Here is a 15,758-nt window from a genome sequence, read left to right on the forward strand (position 1 = left end):
GAGCGTTAGTTTCGATCTGCGCATCCTGTGGCCCGACGAACGAAGACCGTTCGCGCCGATGGGAAGCGGAATGCAACAGACGAACATGGTCCCAACGGCTGTGAGTGGCTGGACTGTGGCGTCTCGCTTCCGCGCCAAGCAGGCGGCGCAACGGCTGGCGACGGCGGCGGCGACCGCCCTGGTCGTGACGCCGATGCTGGGTTGGCGGCTCTCGCTGCTCTGGCTGCTGATCTACGGCCTGGCCCAGACGGTGGAATGGGCGGTCCTGCGCATGGCTTCACGCGCGCCCGACGCTCGCCTACGGAAAATCCCGACCTGCGCCGCGATCCTGATCAGCGCCGCGACCTTCGGCGGCCTGTCCATTCCCATGTGGCTGATGGGCGGCGCAATGGGCGGCCTGTGCGCGGCCCTGATGCTGCCGGCGCAGATGCTGTTTTCGATGATCAACGCGCCCCGATCCAAGATGCTTCTGGCTGCGACCCTTTCGCCGCCGATGCTGTATCTGCTGTCCACGCCGTTCTTCGCCGCCCATTTCGGGGCCGGCGTCTCGGTCATCATGACCGCCTCTGCGGCCGTGGTGATGTTCGTCATCTTCACCGTGCTCAGTTGGCAGATCATCAGCGAGACGGCCGAAAAGCGCCAGCGGGCGCGCGACGAGGCGGATCGGCTGCGGCGGCAGGCCGAACAGAATCTGGCGGCCCATACCGCCTTCCTGGCGGCGATCGGCCATGATCTGCGCACCCCGATCGGCGCCATCCTGACCGGCGCGGCCGAGCTTCAGGCGGCCGACGCCGCTTCTCGCGCCAACACCGCCCTGATCACCGACGCGGGCCTCATGATGAAGGCCCTGCTGGACGATCTTTTGGACCACACCCGCATCGGCGCCGGCCGGATGAAGGTCGAGGTGGTGGATTTCGATCTGCGCGCCATGCTGGCCCAGACCCTGCGTCTGTGGCGCGGACCGATCGAGGCCAAGGGCCTGACCTTGCGGGTCGAGGGCGCCGCCCAGATGCCGCGCGACGTCAAGGGCGATCCCATGCGGATCCGTCAGGTGCTGAACAATCTGATGTCCAATGCGGTCAAGTTCACCGCCGAAGGACAGATCACCCTGCGCCTTGAGGCCTGGCCGGAAGAGCCGTCCGGCTATGCGCTTCTGTTCGAAGTCGCCGATACGGGTCCGGGCCTGACCGCCGAGCAGATGGAGCGCCTCTTCAACCCCTTCGATCAGACGGCCGAAGGCGTCGGCGCACAGTTCGGCGGCTCGGGCCTGGGCCTGTCCATCAGCCGGGATCTGACCGAGTTGATGGGGGGACGGCTGACGGCGCGCAGCGCCCCCGGCCAGGGCGCGCGCTTCACCGTGTCTCTGTTCCTGCCGGCCGGCCGGGCGACGGAGCGAACGGCTCCAGCGGCCCGGGGGCTGACGGCCCGCCCCGACGCGCTGGCCCTGCCCCTTGCCGCTCCGCCTATTGCGCCCCCTGCCGAAGACGTCCCAGCGCCGGCCGCCGAGACGCCGCCCGTCGAGACGCCGGCCGCGCCGCCTCCGCCCGAAGAGGCCGACCGTCCGTTGAAGCTGCTGGTGGTCGATGACCACGACATCAACCGTCGCGCGGTTCAGCTGATCCTCGAGCCCCTGGGCTGCGACATCGTCACCGCCTCCGACGGGGTGATCGCCTTGCAACGCTGCGCCGAAGTCGTCTTCGACGTCATCTTCATGGACGTGCGCATGCCCGAGCTTGATGGGCGCGAGACCACCCGCCGGCTGCGCGCCGGCGACGGTCCGAACGCCCGAACACCCGTTGTGGCCGTGACGGCGGATTCCGCGCCGGAAGACATCGCCGCCTGCCAAGCCGCCGGCATGGCCTATTTCGTCTCCAAGCCCCTGACGCCGCCGGCCCTGTTCGCAGCGCTACAGCATGTGTTGGACGACGCGGCCCAGGACGCAGGCGCTGCAACGCCTCAGCCTTCGACCTCAGACGTCGACGCGGCCTGACCCTTGATCTCGGCGACCAGCCGAGCGGCGAAATCGGGTGTGCGCAGGTCACACTCCCATACGATCACCACCCGCCAGCCGTCGGCCGTCAGGGTCTCGGCCGATCGCGCGTCTCTGGCGCGGTTGCGGGCGATCTTGCCGCCCCAGTAGTCGGCGTTGGCCTTGGGCTTGCGCGATCCTCGCGGACAGTCATGGCCGTGCCAGAAGCAGCCGTGGACGAAGACGGCGACCCGCCGCCCTTTCATTGTCAGATCCGGCCGTCCCGCCAGCCCCTGGCCGCCCAGGCGATAGCCGATCCCGGCCGCGCGCAGCACCCTGCGCACGGCCAGTTCGGGCGAGGTGTCTCGCCCCTTGACGCGGCGCATCACCGCGCTGCGCTTTTCGGGGCTGAAGACGTCCGTCGTCATGCGTGTTGGGCCGCGCTCAAAATGCGAAGCGTCGGCGCGGCCCGATCCCGATCAGAGTTGGGCCAGCAGATGCTCGGCCGAGGAGACCTTGAACTCGCCGCCCTGTTCGACGTTCAGCTCGGTCACGACGCCGTCCTTGACCAGCATCGAATAGCGTTGCGACCGCTCGCCCAGGCCGAAGCCCGAGCCGTCGAGCACCAGGCCGAGCGCGCGGGTCAGTTCGCCGTTGCCGTCCGCCAGCATGACGATCGAGCCGTCTTCCACGCCCTGGCTCTCGGCCCAGGCCTTCATCACAAAGGCGTCGTTGACGGAGAGGCAGGCGACGACGTCGACGCCCTTGCCCTTGAAGGCGTCCAGATTGTCCTTGAATCCCGGCAGGTGACGGGCCGAGCAGGTGGGGGTGAAGGCGCCGGGGACGGCGAACAGCGCCACGGTCTTGCCGGCGAAGACGTCGGCGGTGTTGACGGGCTTGGGGCCTTCCGCCGTGGCCTGGGCGAAGGTCGCCTCGGGAATGCGGTCGCCGATCTGGATGGTCATGGAATCTCTCCGCGCGGGTTGGCTTGGGTGCGCCTGCGACAGATAGCGGCCGACGCCGCCAAGACAAGCGCAGCGCGCTTGCGCCGGGCCCATTCAGCCCCGATTATGGAAACCATGACCGACGCCTCCTCCCTGACGGGCCGTCTTCTGGTCGCCATGCCCGGCATCGGCGATCCCCGGTTCGAACACGCCGTGATTTTGATCTGCGCCCATGGGCCGGACCACGCCATGGGTCTGAGGCTCGACCGGCCCGCCCAGGGAATCGATCTGAAGGCGGTGCTGGACAAGCTGGACGCGCCCGCGCCGGAACAGTCCGTAGGCCGTCCGGTTCTGATGGGCGGGCCGGTCGAGCGCGAACGCGGCTTCGTCCTGCACACCGACGACTGGAGCGTGGGGGACGACACCCTGCCCTTCGGCGACGGCCTGGCCATGACGGGGACGCGCGAGGCCCTGGCGGCGATGACCGACACGGTCATGGGACCGCGCCACGCCACCTTGCTGCTCGGCTACGCCGGCTGGGGCGAGGGGCAGTTGGAAGACGAACTGGCCGATAACGTCTGGCTGACCACGGAAGCGGACCTGGACCTGATCTTCGACAGCGATCACCAGACCAAATGGACCCGCGCCCTGGCCCGCATGGGCGTGGACGCCGGCCGGCTGTCAGCCCAGGGCGGGCGGGCCTGACCGCCGATCAGGCGTCCGCGTCCGCATCCTCCTTGTCCGGCTGCGCATCCTCGTTCAGCGCGCCGTTCAGAGGTGCGGCGATGCGCGCAGCCAGCAGGCTCAAGACCTTCAAGGCGATGTCCAGCTCTTCCTGAGAGAGGCCCTGGAACAGGATGTCGCGATCCCGCGCCGCCATGGCTTCGGACTGTTCAAGCGCCTGATAGCCCCGGGGCTCCAGCTTGATCGTATTGGCCCGGCCGTCACCGGGTCGACGCTGTTTGGAAATCAGCCCGTCGGCCAGCAGACGCGCGACGCGACGCGACAGGGTCGGTTCCGAGATTTGAAGACTGGCGGCGAGCTCCGCCTGGGTCATGCCGTCGGGCGCGGTCTTCAGGACGCGAAGAGGAGCTCTTTGGGCGTTCGTATAGCCGGCGGATTTGAAGAGACGGGCGGCGCGCGCTGTAAAACGGCGCGCCACTAGAGCGGTCTTTTGGCTGATCAACAGCTGCGTCAAGGACCTTTGGCTCACATTTTCTCCGTCTGACGCCCCGATACTCAACTGTTCAAATTTACTTTCTACAACGGCTTCTTGCATACGTAAGGACCACGCTGGATAGGCTGACGGAAAGGCCGCCGTCAATCACTAAGCATTTTCCAATGCCCTAGTCTGGAGAGCGGATACACGCAAGACTTTGTCTCCTTCGAGTTGAAAATTGAGATATAATCTCGCCAACACGCCTTAGCCATGCAACCGTTCTGCTCCACGATTAAGGCGACAGCGTTTACATCTCCACCACAGTTACCTAAGTAAGACTGCATATAATGCGGCGCTGAATACTTGCGCGCACAACAATGACACCGGGAGCATTCCCCCTTAGCGTGTCGCCAGCGAAATCAGCAGCAGCAGAACCAAAACCAGACAAACCCCCTGCCAGAACCGCACCGGATCGCGCTCAATCAGCGACAGGGGGCGGGGGGCCGGGGCGGCCGCCGCGCTGCCGGTCTCCAGCACATGGATCAGTTCCTCGACGTCCTCGAACCGCTCGTCCGGATCGACGGCGACGGCGCGCAGGACGGCGGCCTCCAGCCAGGCGGGCATGTCCGGTCGGCGTCGCCCGGGCGGGGTCGGGGGGCGATCGAAGCGCGGCGCGTCCGACGGATCCACCTCGCCCCAAGGATAAGTCCCGGTGAACAGCCGGTACAGGGTGACCCCCAAGGCGAACTGGTCGGTGGCGGCGCTCCCGCTTTCGCCGTCGTACATTTCGGGCGCCTTGAAACCGGCCGTGCCCGGCGCCTCGGCCTCGGCGAACTCCTCGGCCCGCTTCAGCCGGGCCACGCCCAGATCGACCAGCTTCAGCCCGCCGTGCGTCTCCAGGATCACATTGTCCGGCTTGATGTCGCGGTGGATCACCCCGGCCCGATGCAGGGCCGCCACCCCCCGCGCCAGCTTCAAGGCCACGCCGATCCCCTCGGCGATCTCGAACGGCCCCTCCTCAGCCAGGCGGGCATGCAGGGTCTGGCCCTGATAGAAGGGCTGGACGATATAGAGCCGGCTCTGGCGCCCCGCATCCGGCGTCAGCACCTTGCCGACGAAGGGGCTGTCGATGCGCCGGCCGATGAAGGCTTCGCGCAGGAAGGCCGTCCGCGCCCCCCGTTCCGACACCGCCGCCGGCTTGGGGAACTTCAGCACCACCCGTTCTTCGCCAGACCGCGCCAGGAACAGCCGCGTATAGCGCCCATCGGCGACCAGCCGCTCCAGATGAAACCCGTCCACGGTCTCGCCCTGTTTCGGCGGCGGCAGGATGGCCAGGCCCTCGGCCTCGGCGGTGATCGCCTCCCAGTCGGGCGCCCCGACCCGAATGACGTCCAGGATCAGGACGGTGGCGTTGTCGCGCGCCCCCGCCTCGGCGACCTCGTCCAGAATGGCCTGGGCGTCGGCGTCGGGCGATCCACGCCGTGCCAGCAGCCGCGCCAGGGCGGCCTCGTCCAGCACCCCGTGCACCCCGTCCGTGGTCAGCATCAACCGGTCGTGCGGCTGCAGCTCCACATGGCGCACGTCCAGCTTCACGTCCGCCTCGATGCCGACGGCGCGGTACAGCACATGGCTCAGCCCCTGCTGGGCCCGGGTGTGATCCTCAGTCAGCCGGGTCAGCACCCCGTCGCGGAAATGCCAGGCCCGACTGTCCCCCACATGAAGCGCCACCGCCTCACGTCCCCGCAGGATCAGGGCGGTGAAGGTGGTCGCCGCCGCCTCCATGGCCGGATCGATCTTGCCCCGCGCATGGAGCCAGCGGTTGAAGCCCCTAAGCGCCTTGATCCCGTTGGCGGCGATGCCGTTCAGCGGGTTCTGATCCAGATAGCCGTCGATAAAGCTGCGCGTCGTCAGCTCGGCCGCCATCCGCCCAGCCTTCGATCCCGACACCCCGTCGGCGATGACCGCCACGACCCCATGCTCGCGCTGCTCGGCCGCCGTGCCCAGATGCACCCCGCCGAAATCCTGATTGTCCGCCTTGGGCCCCTGTGCGGTGGCGAAACCGGCGGCGATCTCCAGTCTGGCGTCGGTCATGCACCCTCCAGCCGTCATCCTCGCCCTTGTGGCGAGGATCCATACGCCCGGTGTCGCCGGGGCTTACCGTCATCGACAGAGTCGATGGATCCTAGGCACAAGGCCTGGGATGACGAAAAGTGAAATCTAAGCCGACCGCTGCTTCAGCGGCGCCGTGCCGTCCGCCAGGCTTTCGGCCAGATAGACCTCCGCCTCCTGGGCCGGCAGCGCCGGGGCATAGCCGAAGCCCTGGCCGTAGTGGCACTGGGCTTCCAGCAGCAGGGCGGCCAGTTCGGCGTTCTCGACCCCTTCGGCGACGACCTCCAGCGACAGGTCACGGCCCAGGTTGACGACCGACTTGACGATCTTGGCCGAGCCCTCGTCCTTGTTCATCGTCAGGACGAAATAGCGGTCGATCTTCAGCGTATCGAACGGCAGGCGCGCCAGGTACGACAGCGACGAGAAGCCGGTGCCGAAATCATCCAGCGCCAGCGACGCCCCGACGTCCTTCAGCGACTGCAGCACCTCGGCGGCGCGGGCGGTGTCGCGCATGATGTCGCCCTCGGTCACCTCCAGCTTCAGGGCGCCGCGGGGCAGGCCCGCCTCCTTGATCACCCGCGCCACGTCCTCGCACAGATGCGGCCGTTCGATCTCGCCGACCGACAGGTTCACGCTGCAAAACAGCTTTCCGGCCAGGGGGTGGCGTTGAATCCATTCCGCCAGTTGCCGCGCCGACTGAGTCATCATCAGCAGACCCAGGTCGTTCATCATCCCCAGGTCGGCCGTCAGGCCCAGGAACTCGTCCGGCGGCACCAGGCCCCGACGGGGATGACGCCAGCGCGCCAGGGCCTCGAAGCCCGCCACGGCGCCGGTCTTCAGGTTCACGATCGGCTGGAAGAAGGGAGTGATCTCGCCGCGCACGAAGGCGTTTCTCAGATCCGCCTCCAGCGCCAGTCGGCTCAGGGAATCGCTTTCCAGGGCGCGCCCATAGGCGGCCGACCCGCCCCGCCCAGCCGCCTTGGCCGATTCCACCGCCAGCTCGACCCGGCGCAGCAGTTCTGAGGCGTCGGGCGCATCCGGCCCGCCCTCGACGATGACGGCGCCGATCGAGACGGTGGGATAGATGTCGAAACCCGCCACCCTCAGCGGCTGTTCCAGCGCCTCGCGCACCCGATAGCTGGTGTGAGAGGCGGTCTTGGGCACGATGATGGCGAACTCGTCCTCGCCGATCCGCGCCGCGGCGGCGTCCTTGGGGAAGGCGGCGGCGAGGCGCGACCCCAGGGCCGACAGCACCAGATCCGTCCGCTCATGGCCCAGGGCCTCGTTCAGACGACGCAGACGGTCCACGTCGCCGACGACCAATTCATACTCGCCCGCCTGGGTCAGCACCTCGCCGACGCGGGCGATGAAGGCGCGACGGTCCAGAAGGCCGGTCAGGGTGTCGCGGTCCGAACCGGTGAACTTGGCCTCCAGCGCGACGACGCCGGCGGCGCGAAGGCCGTCCTCAAGCCAGACCCCGCGCCACAGGCAGGTCTCGGCTCCGCGCATCCGCAGGCGCACCGCGATTTCGGCGCCCTCCTCCTGCGGCTTCAGCATCTTCTCGGCCAGCGACCGATCCTGCGGCAGGGTCGAGGCGACAAAGCCGGCGCCCGAACATTCCGGCGCCAGGGGTCCCAGCCCCAGGGCGCGGGTGGCGCCGGTGAAACGCAGCTGATCCTCGGCCGGCGTCCAGACCCACAGGGCCGTATCGGCCGCCGCCAGGGCCTCGATGGCGGCGGTGGCGTCCCAGGCCAGCGAGCGGGGTCGCGCGTTCACAGCTGTCGTTCCCTCAAGACGACCCCCGGTCGCCGCGATCAAACTCGTCCTCCACGAGGCCGAACAGCAGATGATCTGCCCAATCGCCGTTAATTTTCAAATAAGCGCGGGCCAGACCCTCGTGCCGAAAACCCGATTTCTCAAGAACGCGACGCGATCCGTGGTTGCTGGGCAGGCAGGCGGCCTCCAAACGGTGCAGTTTCAGCCGCTCGAAACTGTAGGCGACCACGGCGCGCACCGCCGCCGTGCCATGGCCGCGCCCGGCGAAGGGCTGACCGATCCAATAGCCCAGGGTGCCCGTCTCGGCCACGCCGCGCCGCACGTTCGACAGGGTCACGGCTCCGACCAGGGTCTTGCCGTCCTCGATGAAGATGAAGAAGGGCCAGGCGTTTCCCAGCTCCATTTCCCGCGCATAGATGGACAGCCGGCGTCGAAAGGCGCCCTTGCTCAGATCGTCCTCGGGCCAGGCCGGCTCCCACGGCTGGAGATAGTCGCGCGACCCGTCGCGCAACCGCGACCACGCCGCATAGTCCGCAGCGCGCGGGGGGCGCAGCAGCACGCCCTCGCCCCGGACAACCGGCCCGGCCACATCGCTCATCCAGTCCAGCAGCGCCATCGCCTCCAGCGTAAAGCATGAACGCGAGGGGTGAAACCCGGCCGCAGGCTTCCGGCGACGGAGATTCCGCCTTGGAGCCGTTGAACGGACAAAGCCGGCAAGGAGACCACCCATGGCCGCATCCGCCTTCGAGGCCGCCGTCGCCGTGACCCGGCTGGGCCTGGGCGCGCGTCCCGGCGAGATCGACCGCGTCGCCGCCGATCCCAGAGGCTGGGCGCTGGGTCAGATCCGGGCCGAAGGCGCGCCCCAACCCTCCGGCGCCGCCGTCTCGACCGCTGAACGGATGGAGGCCTTCCTGGCCTATCAGGCCAGCGGGACCGGCCGGCGCGAGGCGGCGGCGCCCGGCGGCGCGCCCGATCCGACGGCCGAGGCCGCGCGTCAGGCCCGGCAGGCGGCGCGGCGCGCCATAACCGAGGACACGGCCCGCGGCTTTCTGGACCGGGTGCGTCTGGGCCTGGAGACCGACCAGGGGTTCGCCGAGCGCTGGGCCCTGTTCTGGGCCAACGCCCTGACCGTCTCGGCCGCCAAATTCACCGCCGGCGCCTTCGTCGACACCTATGAGCGCGAAGCCATTCGCCCCCATGTCTTCGGCCGGTTCGAGGATCTGGTCCTCGCCGCCGAACAGCATCCGGCCATGCTTCTGTACCTTGATCAGGCCCGATCGGCCGGGCCGGACAGCCGGGCCGGCGCGCGCCGCAGGCTGGGGCTGAACGAGAATCTGGCCCGCGAAATGCTGGAGCTGCACACGGTCGGCGCCGACGGCGGCTATGATCAGGCCGACGTCACCGAACTGGCCCGCGCCTTGACCGGCTGGTCCATCCCCCGTCAGCAGGATCGGCAGAGGGCGGACGGCGGCGGCTTCGTCTTCCGGCCGGAGATTCACGAACCCGGCGTCCGAACGGTCATGGGCCGGACCTACGCCCAGACCGGCCGCCGACAGGGCGAGGCCATATTGCGGGATCTGGCGCGCCATCCGGCCACGGCCAAGCGGCTGTCGCGGCGGATCGCGGCCCATTTCGTCGCCGACGATCCGCCCCCGGCCCTGGTCGCTCGGCTCGAGGCCGCCTGGACCGGATCTCAAGGCGATCTGGCTGAGGTCGCCCGCGCCCTGATCGAAGCGCCCGAGACCTGGACGCCCCAGGCCGCCAAGATCAAGACGCCCTATGAGTTCGTCGTCTCGGCCGGACGGGCTCTGGATGAAGGCCCCCGACGCCCCGCGCTTCTGCGACAGGCGCTGATCGCCATGGGCCAGCCGCCCTTCGCGCCGCCGTCACCCGAGGGCTGGCCCGACACGGCCGCCGACTGGGCCGGGCCCGACGCCCTGGTCAAGCGGCTGAACTGGGCGCGGACCACCGCCGGCGCCGCCGTCGTCACCGATGTGAACGCCGTCGCCCTCTCCGCCCTGGGCCGCCGAATGGGCGAGCGCACCCGCTCGGCCGTCGCCCGGGCCGAGAGTCGGCCCGAGGCCCTGACCCTTCTTCTGATGTCGCCGGAGTTCCAGCGCCGATGACCCTCTCGCCCCTCCACCGCCGCGCCTTTCTTGCCGGTTCCGCCGCCGGCCTCAGCCTGGCCTTCGCCGGCCGAACGGCGGCCCAGGCCAGGACGCCCGAGAACAAACTGATCGTGATCATCGCCCGGGGCGCCATGGACGGACTGTCCGTCACCGTCCCCTACGCCGACCCGAACTATGCGGCCCTGCGCGGCGGCCTGGCGGTGGCCCTGCCGGGATCGGCGGACGGGGCTTTAGCGCTGAGCGACGGCTTCGGCCTCCACCCCGCCCTCTCGACCCTGCACGCCCTCCATGGCCGCGGCCAGATGAGGTTCGCCCCCGCCGTGGCCCTGCCCGTGCGGGTCCGGTCGCATTTCGACGCCCAGGACGTTCTGGAGAACGGCGGCGAAGCCCTGCGCCGTCAGGACGACGGCTGGCTGAACCGCGCCATCGTCGCAGCGGGCGGCCAGAGGCTGAAAGGCCTGTCGATCGGCGCCCAGACGCCCCTGATCCTGCGCGGCGACGCCCCCGTCTCCGGCTGGGCGCCGGGGGGACGGGTGCGTGAGGACGACCGGATCGCCGGTCTGCTGCAAGACCTCTATGTCGAGGATCCGCTGTTGGGACAAAGCCTCGCGCGCGGCCTGGCGACTGAGGAACGCGCGGCCCTGGACGGCGACGGCGGGCGGGTGGGGCGCAATGACGCCCAGGCCCTGGGTCAGGCGGTGGCGCGGCTGATGACCGGAACCGAGGGGGCGAACGTCGTCGCCCTGTCGCTGGACGGCTGGGACACCCACGCGGGCCAGAAGGCGCAGCTTCAGACGCGGCTGACGGGGCTGGACCGGCTGATCGCGGGGCTGGAGACGGGTCTGGGCGACGACTGGCGCCGCACCGTGGTGGTGGTCGCCACCGAGTTCGGCCGCACCGCCCGCGCCAACGGGACCGGGGGCACCGACCACGGAACGGCGTCCTCGCTGATCCTGGCGGGCGGCGCCGTTCGAGCGGGCGGGCTGATCGGCGACTGGCCCGGTCTGGCCGACAATCGTCTGTTCGAAGGCCGCGACCTGGCCCCCACCCTGGACGTTCGCGCCGTGTTCAAGGGCGTGCTGCGCGATCACCTGGGCCTGGACCGCGCCCAGCTGGATACGCGGGTCTTCCCGGACAGCGCCGCAGAGGCGCAGACGATCGACGGCCTGGTCTGATCTCGGGCCGCGTTTCTCAGCTTGCGCCTGTCACGCCGCTTCGGGCGTCGTCTGTTTGCAGATGCGGTTCAGGTCCGCCCGGATCGAACTGCCCTGGAAATGCGAAATGTCGGCGCTGGAATAGCCCTCGGCCGACAGGGCCTTAACCACGTCGCCGGTGTTCAGACATTCGGGCGTGCGGGCAAGCTGATAGGCGCGCTCGACCACATGGGTGCGGTTCATGACGGGGTACCTTTCGTGAGCCGAGACAACGCCTTGGAAGCGCAGCCGTTCCGTCACGCCGGCGCCTTAATACGCCCCGCCTTGCTTTTGTCGGAAAAGCCTGCGCTAATAAGCCTCGTCGATCTCTCTGCGTAACGCCCACTCTCCTTGCGAACGCATGAGTCCAGGCCGATCCCATTCAGACCCGACAGGCCGCAGGGACGTTCCCTCGGTCAACTTCTAACGGAGGTCTCAAAATGGCTACCGGCACTGTCAAATGGTTCAACCCGACCAAGGGTTACGGCTTCATCCAACCCGACGACGGCGGCAAGGACGTCTTCGTCCACATCTCGGCCGTCGAAGGCGCGGGCCTGCGCGGCCTGGATGAAAACCAGAAGGTTTCCTACGAGCTGGAACGCGACAAGCGTTCGGGCAAGGAATCCGCTGGCCAGCTGCAAACCATCGGCTGATTTCAGCCTCACAGCTGATTTGGCGACGGCGGCTCCGCAAGGAGCCGCCGTTTTCAATTGGGGCGTCCGCCCTCTTTAAACGCCGTCATCCGGGCGAGACTATTTGGTCTTCTCGATCCACACCGCAAAGGCGTCGAGGAACCCCTTCAGGAACTCCCGCGTCCCCTCGTTCTTCAGCCTCCCATCCTCCTCGTTCAGCAGGCCGGCGACATTGCCCACATAGGCTTCGGGTTGCTGCATGGTCGGCATGTTCAGGAAGACCAGGGGCTGGCGCAGGTGGTGGTTGGCGCCGAAGGCCCCGATGGCGCCGGGCGAGACGCTGACGATGGCGGCCGGCTTGCCCGCCCAGATGCTGTCGCCATAGGGGCGCGAGCCGACGTCCAGGGCGTTCTTCAGCGCCCCCGGGATCGAGCGATTATATTCCGGCGTCACGAACAGCACGGCCTGAACTTCCGCCATTTCCGCCCGGAACCGGGTCCAGGCGGCCGGCGGCGTCTCCGTCTCCAGATCGGGGTTATAGAGCGGCAGATCGCCGATCTCGACCGGCTCCACCTCCAGCTCGGGCGCGGCCAGGATCTTCATCTCCAGCCCGACGGCGCGGGAATAGGACCCCTCGCGCAGACTGCCGACGATCAGGGCGACACGGACGGACATGGGCGGCTCCGGATTGGAATGGATCAAGCGTCAGCTTAACAGACGTCCGCTTGGGATGTTCCCTCGCCTCGCCTCCGAAGCATCGAACACCGCACAACTATAGATCAGCCGCCCCGTCAAAAGACGGTAGGTCGCGCCGACCAGGCGCGACAGGCTTCCGCTCTGCCGAGCCACATCATGGGTTTCGCGCAGCCGATAGCCCAGGCGCTCGATCTCCGCTGGGCCCGACACGCCCCATCGGAACCTCGCCTTGGTCTTGCGGACGCTCGGATTGCGGCGTCCGTTCCGCGCCATCATCGGCGAGGCGAAGTCGAGGACCAGCCTCAGAGCGCTCTGACGGCGGGCGGCCTCTTCGGCGGATGCGGCGAGCCATCTCCGACCCTGCTCCGGTTCCAGATACATGGACACGCCCTCGGCCGCCATCAGGACAGGCCGGCCGGTCCGCCATCCGATCGCCTCCGCCCATGCGGCGACGTCCGTCCCGTCGCCGGCCCAGCTGCGAACCCGAGGCAGGGCCGGAACCAGGGCTTCGCGCAAGGCGATGACTTCAGGAAAATCGATGTCGATCCAATCCAAACCGGACGGCAGGCCCAGCCGGTGGGGGCGGGTGTCCAGTCCCGATCCGATGGAAACCACCAGGCCGTCCGGATGAGCCTGGATGAAGGTCGCCGTCACCCGATCGAACCACCGACTCCGGACCAGGGCCCCGCGCAGACTGGCGCGATCGTGGGCGAACCGGTTCGGGTCGAAGTCCAAGGCCGCCCCGATCGTCTCGGCCGCAGGATCGACGAACCCCAGATCCGGGTTCAGCCTGTGGGCGAGCAGCCGCGCGGCCAGGGTGATCAGCAGGGTCTCTGGAACGCCGCTCAGAGCCGGCGAGGCCTTGGCGGACCCGATCACAGCTTCCACCCCAGTTCAAAGCCCGCTTCGCGCGATCGACCGATGGGCGAGTACCAGTTGCCGTCATTGCCGAAGCCGAGGTTGCGGAAGGCCAATCCCGTGCCGCGCCGCACGTCGGTGAGATTGTCCACGAACAGCCGCGCCGACCAGCGCGGCCCCTCATAACCGGCCTGAAGGCCGACGGTCTGATAGGCGGGCTGAACCGCCTCCCCCAAGGTCTCCAGCGACTGTTTGCCCGTCAGCCCGACCTCCGCCCTGACGTAGAGGCCGGCGGCGGTCTGATAGCGAGCGGCCAGATAGCCGTCATAGGCCGGCGTCAGCTTGACCCGCCGACCCCGGGCATTGAGCGTCGGACTGACCTGCAGATCGCGGTAGCGGGCGTCCGCATAGCCGATGTTGGCCGTCAGCGTCAGGCCGGTGATCGGTTCGGCTGCGGCCTCCAACTCGAACCCCTTGCTGTCGATGGAGGCGTCGGAACCGATATAGTCGGACGAGATGATCCGGCCCGAAGCGTCGGCCGCGACCTGGATTTCCTGCCAATTGTCCGAGCGGATGTAGAAGGCTGCGCCGGCCAGGCGCAGACTTCCGTCGATCGAACGCCATTTGAACCCGCCCTCCTGGCTCCACATCGTCTCAGAGGCGTAGCGCAGCACGTCGTCGCTCAGATCCTTCTGAGCCGCCGTCAGGTTGAAGCCGCCGGGGATGTAACCCTTGGCCGCCGTCGCATAGAGGGTCAGTTGATCGGTCGGCTCGTAACGCACCGAAAACCGCGGCAGCCAGGCCTCGAAATCCGCCGACAGGGCGGCGTCGCGATAGAGGAACAGACTGCCCCCGCCCATGTCGAGCTGACCGGCGCTCTGTTGGGCCTCCCGGTGCGCATGGTCATAGCGAACCCCTGCCCCCAGGGTCAGTTTCGGCAGGGCGGCAGGCGACCAGTTGGCCGAGGCGAAGGCGCCCCAGTCGCGCGCCTGGGCGAACTGATTGGGGGCGCGCACGAAGGAGTCCAGCCCGCCCGGCCCCACGAAGGTCGCCAGAAAGCGATCGTCGTCCTGACGGTAGTGGCTGACGCCGACGATGTACTTGAACGGCCGGTCGGCGGGCGAGACGAAGCGAAGCTCGGCGTTCCAGAAATCCTTGACCTTGGCGTCCTGCCCCGAGGCCGTCGGCAGGCCGGTGAAGTCGAAGTCCAGGCCGCGCGCATCGGTGTCCAGTCGTCGCCACGAGGCCGCCGCCTCGATCGTGCCGTAGCCGGGTCGATAGGCGGCGCTCACGCCGGTCACGATCTCCTGCTCGTCGGTGCGCTTGGGCGCGTCATTGACATAGGTGAACCGCCCAATCCGGCGCCCGCCGTTGAAACGGTCGGCGTAGCTTCGATTATAGAGATCGAGGTCCAACGGGAAATATTCCTGATCGAAGACGCCCGGCGCGCGGGTGTCCAGCACATAGGCGGTGGCGTTCACCGTCAGTCGATCGCTGGGCCGCCACCGCAGCCGCCCTTGCAGAAAGGTTTCGCCGATGCGGCCTTCAGGGCGGCCCGGCTGAAGATTCCGCAGAAAGCTGTCGCCTTGCGACGCCTTGAAAGCCAGAGAGCCGCTGAGGGTGTCGCCGTGCAGGGGGCCGCCGACGAAACCGTCGAGGGTTCCGCTGCGGCCGCCGCTGAAGGTGGTGGCCGTCGCCCGCGCCTCGGCCGTCAGCCGGTCGGTCGGCGCGCGCGTGTTGATCACGATCAGACCGGACTCGCTGTTGGCGCCGTACAGGGTCGCCTGAGGCCCACGCAGAACCTCGATCGATTCGACCTGGTTCAGCACCGCATTGGACAGCTCCCTGAACGGAATGCCGTCGATGTAGACGGCGGCGCGGTTGACGATGAACGGGTTGGATTCGATGCCCCGGATGGAGATGAAGGTGCTGCCCAACTGGCCGCTTTCATTGAACTGGACATTGGGCACGACGGCGTCGAGCTGCCGCACGTCGCGAATTCGGGCCTGGTTCAGCATCTCGCGGTTCAGCACCGTCACCGAGACGTCGGCGTCCTGAAGGCGGGTTTCCCGCCGCGTTCCGGTGACGACGATCTCGTCCAGGGTCTGGGCCTTCGTCGCCTCCTGGGCTGCGGCCGGCTGGACGCTCGCCAGGACGGAGGCGACGACGGAGAGTGAGCGGAACGGAAACATGCAGACAAGCCCCTTCGCCCGCATTATTGCGAACGATTATCAGCCCGTGTTACAATATACCATGTCCTCTACGCCGCTCCGTTCCGAGACTGACCGATCCG

15 protein-coding genes are annotated in these 15,758 nt (G+C 68.3%); 5 read left to right on the forward strand and 10 right to left on the reverse strand.

What is annotated here, in order from left to right:
* Positions 1-70 precede the first annotated feature (70 nt).
* Positions 71-1,990, forward strand: coding sequence for an ATP-binding protein (locus tag GGQ93_RS02790; protein ID WP_152950914.1), 1,920 nt, complete (start codon positions 71-73; stop codon positions 1,988-1,990).
* Here the strand turns inward: GGQ93_RS02790 and GGQ93_RS02795 are convergent.
* Both GGQ93_RS02795 and GGQ93_RS02800 read right to left on the reverse strand, forming a co-directional pair.
* A complete protein-coding gene (locus GGQ93_RS02795) occupies positions 1,957-2,397 on the reverse strand; it encodes a very short patch repair endonuclease (protein WP_054766583.1) in 441 nt (146 codons plus the stop codon). The two genes, GGQ93_RS02790 and GGQ93_RS02795, sit on opposite strands and share 34 nt — an antisense overlap.
* Before the next feature lie 51 nt (positions 2,398-2,448).
* Positions 2,449-2,934, reverse strand: coding sequence for a peroxiredoxin (locus tag GGQ93_RS02800; protein WP_054766584.1), 486 nt, complete (start codon positions 2,932-2,934; stop codon positions 2,449-2,451).
* A 114-nt stretch (positions 2,935-3,048) separates the two neighbouring features.
* On the opposite strand from GGQ93_RS02800, the gene GGQ93_RS02805 reads away from it, so the two are divergent.
* A complete protein-coding gene (locus tag GGQ93_RS02805; RefSeq protein ID WP_152950915.1) occupies positions 3,049-3,618 on the forward strand; it encodes a YqgE/AlgH family protein in 570 nt (189 codons plus the stop codon).
* 7 nt (positions 3,619-3,625) lie between these two features.
* Here GGQ93_RS02805 and GGQ93_RS02810 read toward each other — a convergent pair whose 3' ends face one another.
* The 4 genes from GGQ93_RS02810 to GGQ93_RS02825 form a co-directional block, all read right to left on the reverse strand.
* Entirely contained in the window at positions 3,626-4,126 is a 501-nt protein-coding gene (locus GGQ93_RS02810) for a MarR family winged helix-turn-helix transcriptional regulator (RefSeq protein WP_183215047.1), read from the reverse strand.
* Between the two features lie 345 nt (positions 4,127-4,471).
* Positions 4,472-6,163 carry a bifunctional protein-serine/threonine kinase/phosphatase gene (locus tag GGQ93_RS02815; RefSeq protein WP_183215048.1) on the reverse strand — a complete coding sequence of 564 codons (1,692 nt, stop codon included), beginning with the start codon at positions 6,161-6,163 and terminating at the stop codon, positions 4,472-4,474.
* Positions 6,164-6,289: 126 nt separating this feature from the next.
* On the reverse strand, positions 6,290-7,957 hold the full coding sequence (locus GGQ93_RS02820; RefSeq protein ID WP_152950918.1) for a putative bifunctional diguanylate cyclase/phosphodiesterase: 1,668 nt from the start codon (positions 7,955-7,957) through the stop codon (positions 6,290-6,292).
* 13 nt (positions 7,958-7,970) lie between these two features.
* Positions 7,971-8,573 carry a GNAT family N-acetyltransferase gene (locus tag GGQ93_RS02825; protein WP_183215049.1) on the reverse strand — a complete coding sequence of 201 codons (603 nt, stop codon included), beginning with the start codon at positions 8,571-8,573 and terminating at the stop codon, positions 7,971-7,973.
* A gap of 112 nt (positions 8,574-8,685) precedes the next feature.
* Between GGQ93_RS02825 and GGQ93_RS02830 the strand changes: the two genes are divergently transcribed.
* Both GGQ93_RS02830 and GGQ93_RS02835 read left to right on the forward strand, forming a co-directional pair.
* Complete coding sequence (locus tag GGQ93_RS02830; protein WP_152950920.1) at positions 8,686-10,083, forward strand: DUF1800 domain-containing protein; 1,398 nt, start codon at positions 8,686-8,688, stop codon at positions 10,081-10,083.
* Positions 10,080-11,261, forward strand: coding sequence for a DUF1501 domain-containing protein (locus GGQ93_RS02835; protein WP_183215050.1), 1,182 nt, complete (start codon positions 10,080-10,082; stop codon positions 11,259-11,261). Before GGQ93_RS02830 ends, GGQ93_RS02835 begins: the two co-directional genes overlap by 4 nt.
* A gap of 30 nt (positions 11,262-11,291) precedes the next feature.
* On the opposite strand, the gene GGQ93_RS02840 is transcribed toward GGQ93_RS02835, so the two are convergent.
* Entirely contained in the window at positions 11,292-11,483 is a 192-nt protein-coding gene (locus GGQ93_RS02840) for a hypothetical protein (protein WP_007443424.1), read from the reverse strand.
* Positions 11,484-11,719: 236 nt separating this feature from the next.
* Here GGQ93_RS02840 and GGQ93_RS02845 point away from each other — a divergent pair, with 236 nt between their 5' ends.
* Positions 11,720-11,932, forward strand: coding sequence for a cold-shock protein (locus GGQ93_RS02845; protein WP_008260410.1), 213 nt, complete (start codon positions 11,720-11,722; stop codon positions 11,930-11,932).
* Between the two features lie 99 nt (positions 11,933-12,031).
* Here the strand turns inward: GGQ93_RS02845 and GGQ93_RS02850 are convergent, their stop codons facing one another.
* From GGQ93_RS02850 to GGQ93_RS02860, 3 genes are read right to left on the reverse strand one after another with little or no spacing between them, the layout of a single operon-like run.
* Entirely contained in the window at positions 12,032-12,586 is a 555-nt protein-coding gene (locus GGQ93_RS02850) for an NADPH-dependent FMN reductase (protein ID WP_183215051.1), read from the reverse strand.
* A gap of 30 nt (positions 12,587-12,616) precedes the next feature.
* Positions 12,617-13,486, reverse strand: coding sequence for a class I SAM-dependent methyltransferase (locus GGQ93_RS02855; RefSeq protein ID WP_183215052.1), 870 nt, complete (start codon positions 13,484-13,486; stop codon positions 12,617-12,619).
* Positions 13,483-15,657, reverse strand: a complete 2,175-nt coding sequence (locus GGQ93_RS02860; protein ID WP_183215053.1) for a TonB-dependent receptor — start codon at positions 15,655-15,657, stop codon at positions 13,483-13,485. The genes GGQ93_RS02855 and GGQ93_RS02860 overlap by 4 nt, the downstream gene beginning before the upstream one ends.
* Positions 15,658-15,758: the final 101 nt, after the last annotated feature.

Source organism: Brevundimonas aurantiaca, assembly GCF_014199955.1.
Lineage (GTDB): Bacteria > Pseudomonadota > Alphaproteobacteria > Caulobacterales > Caulobacteraceae > Brevundimonas > Brevundimonas aurantiaca.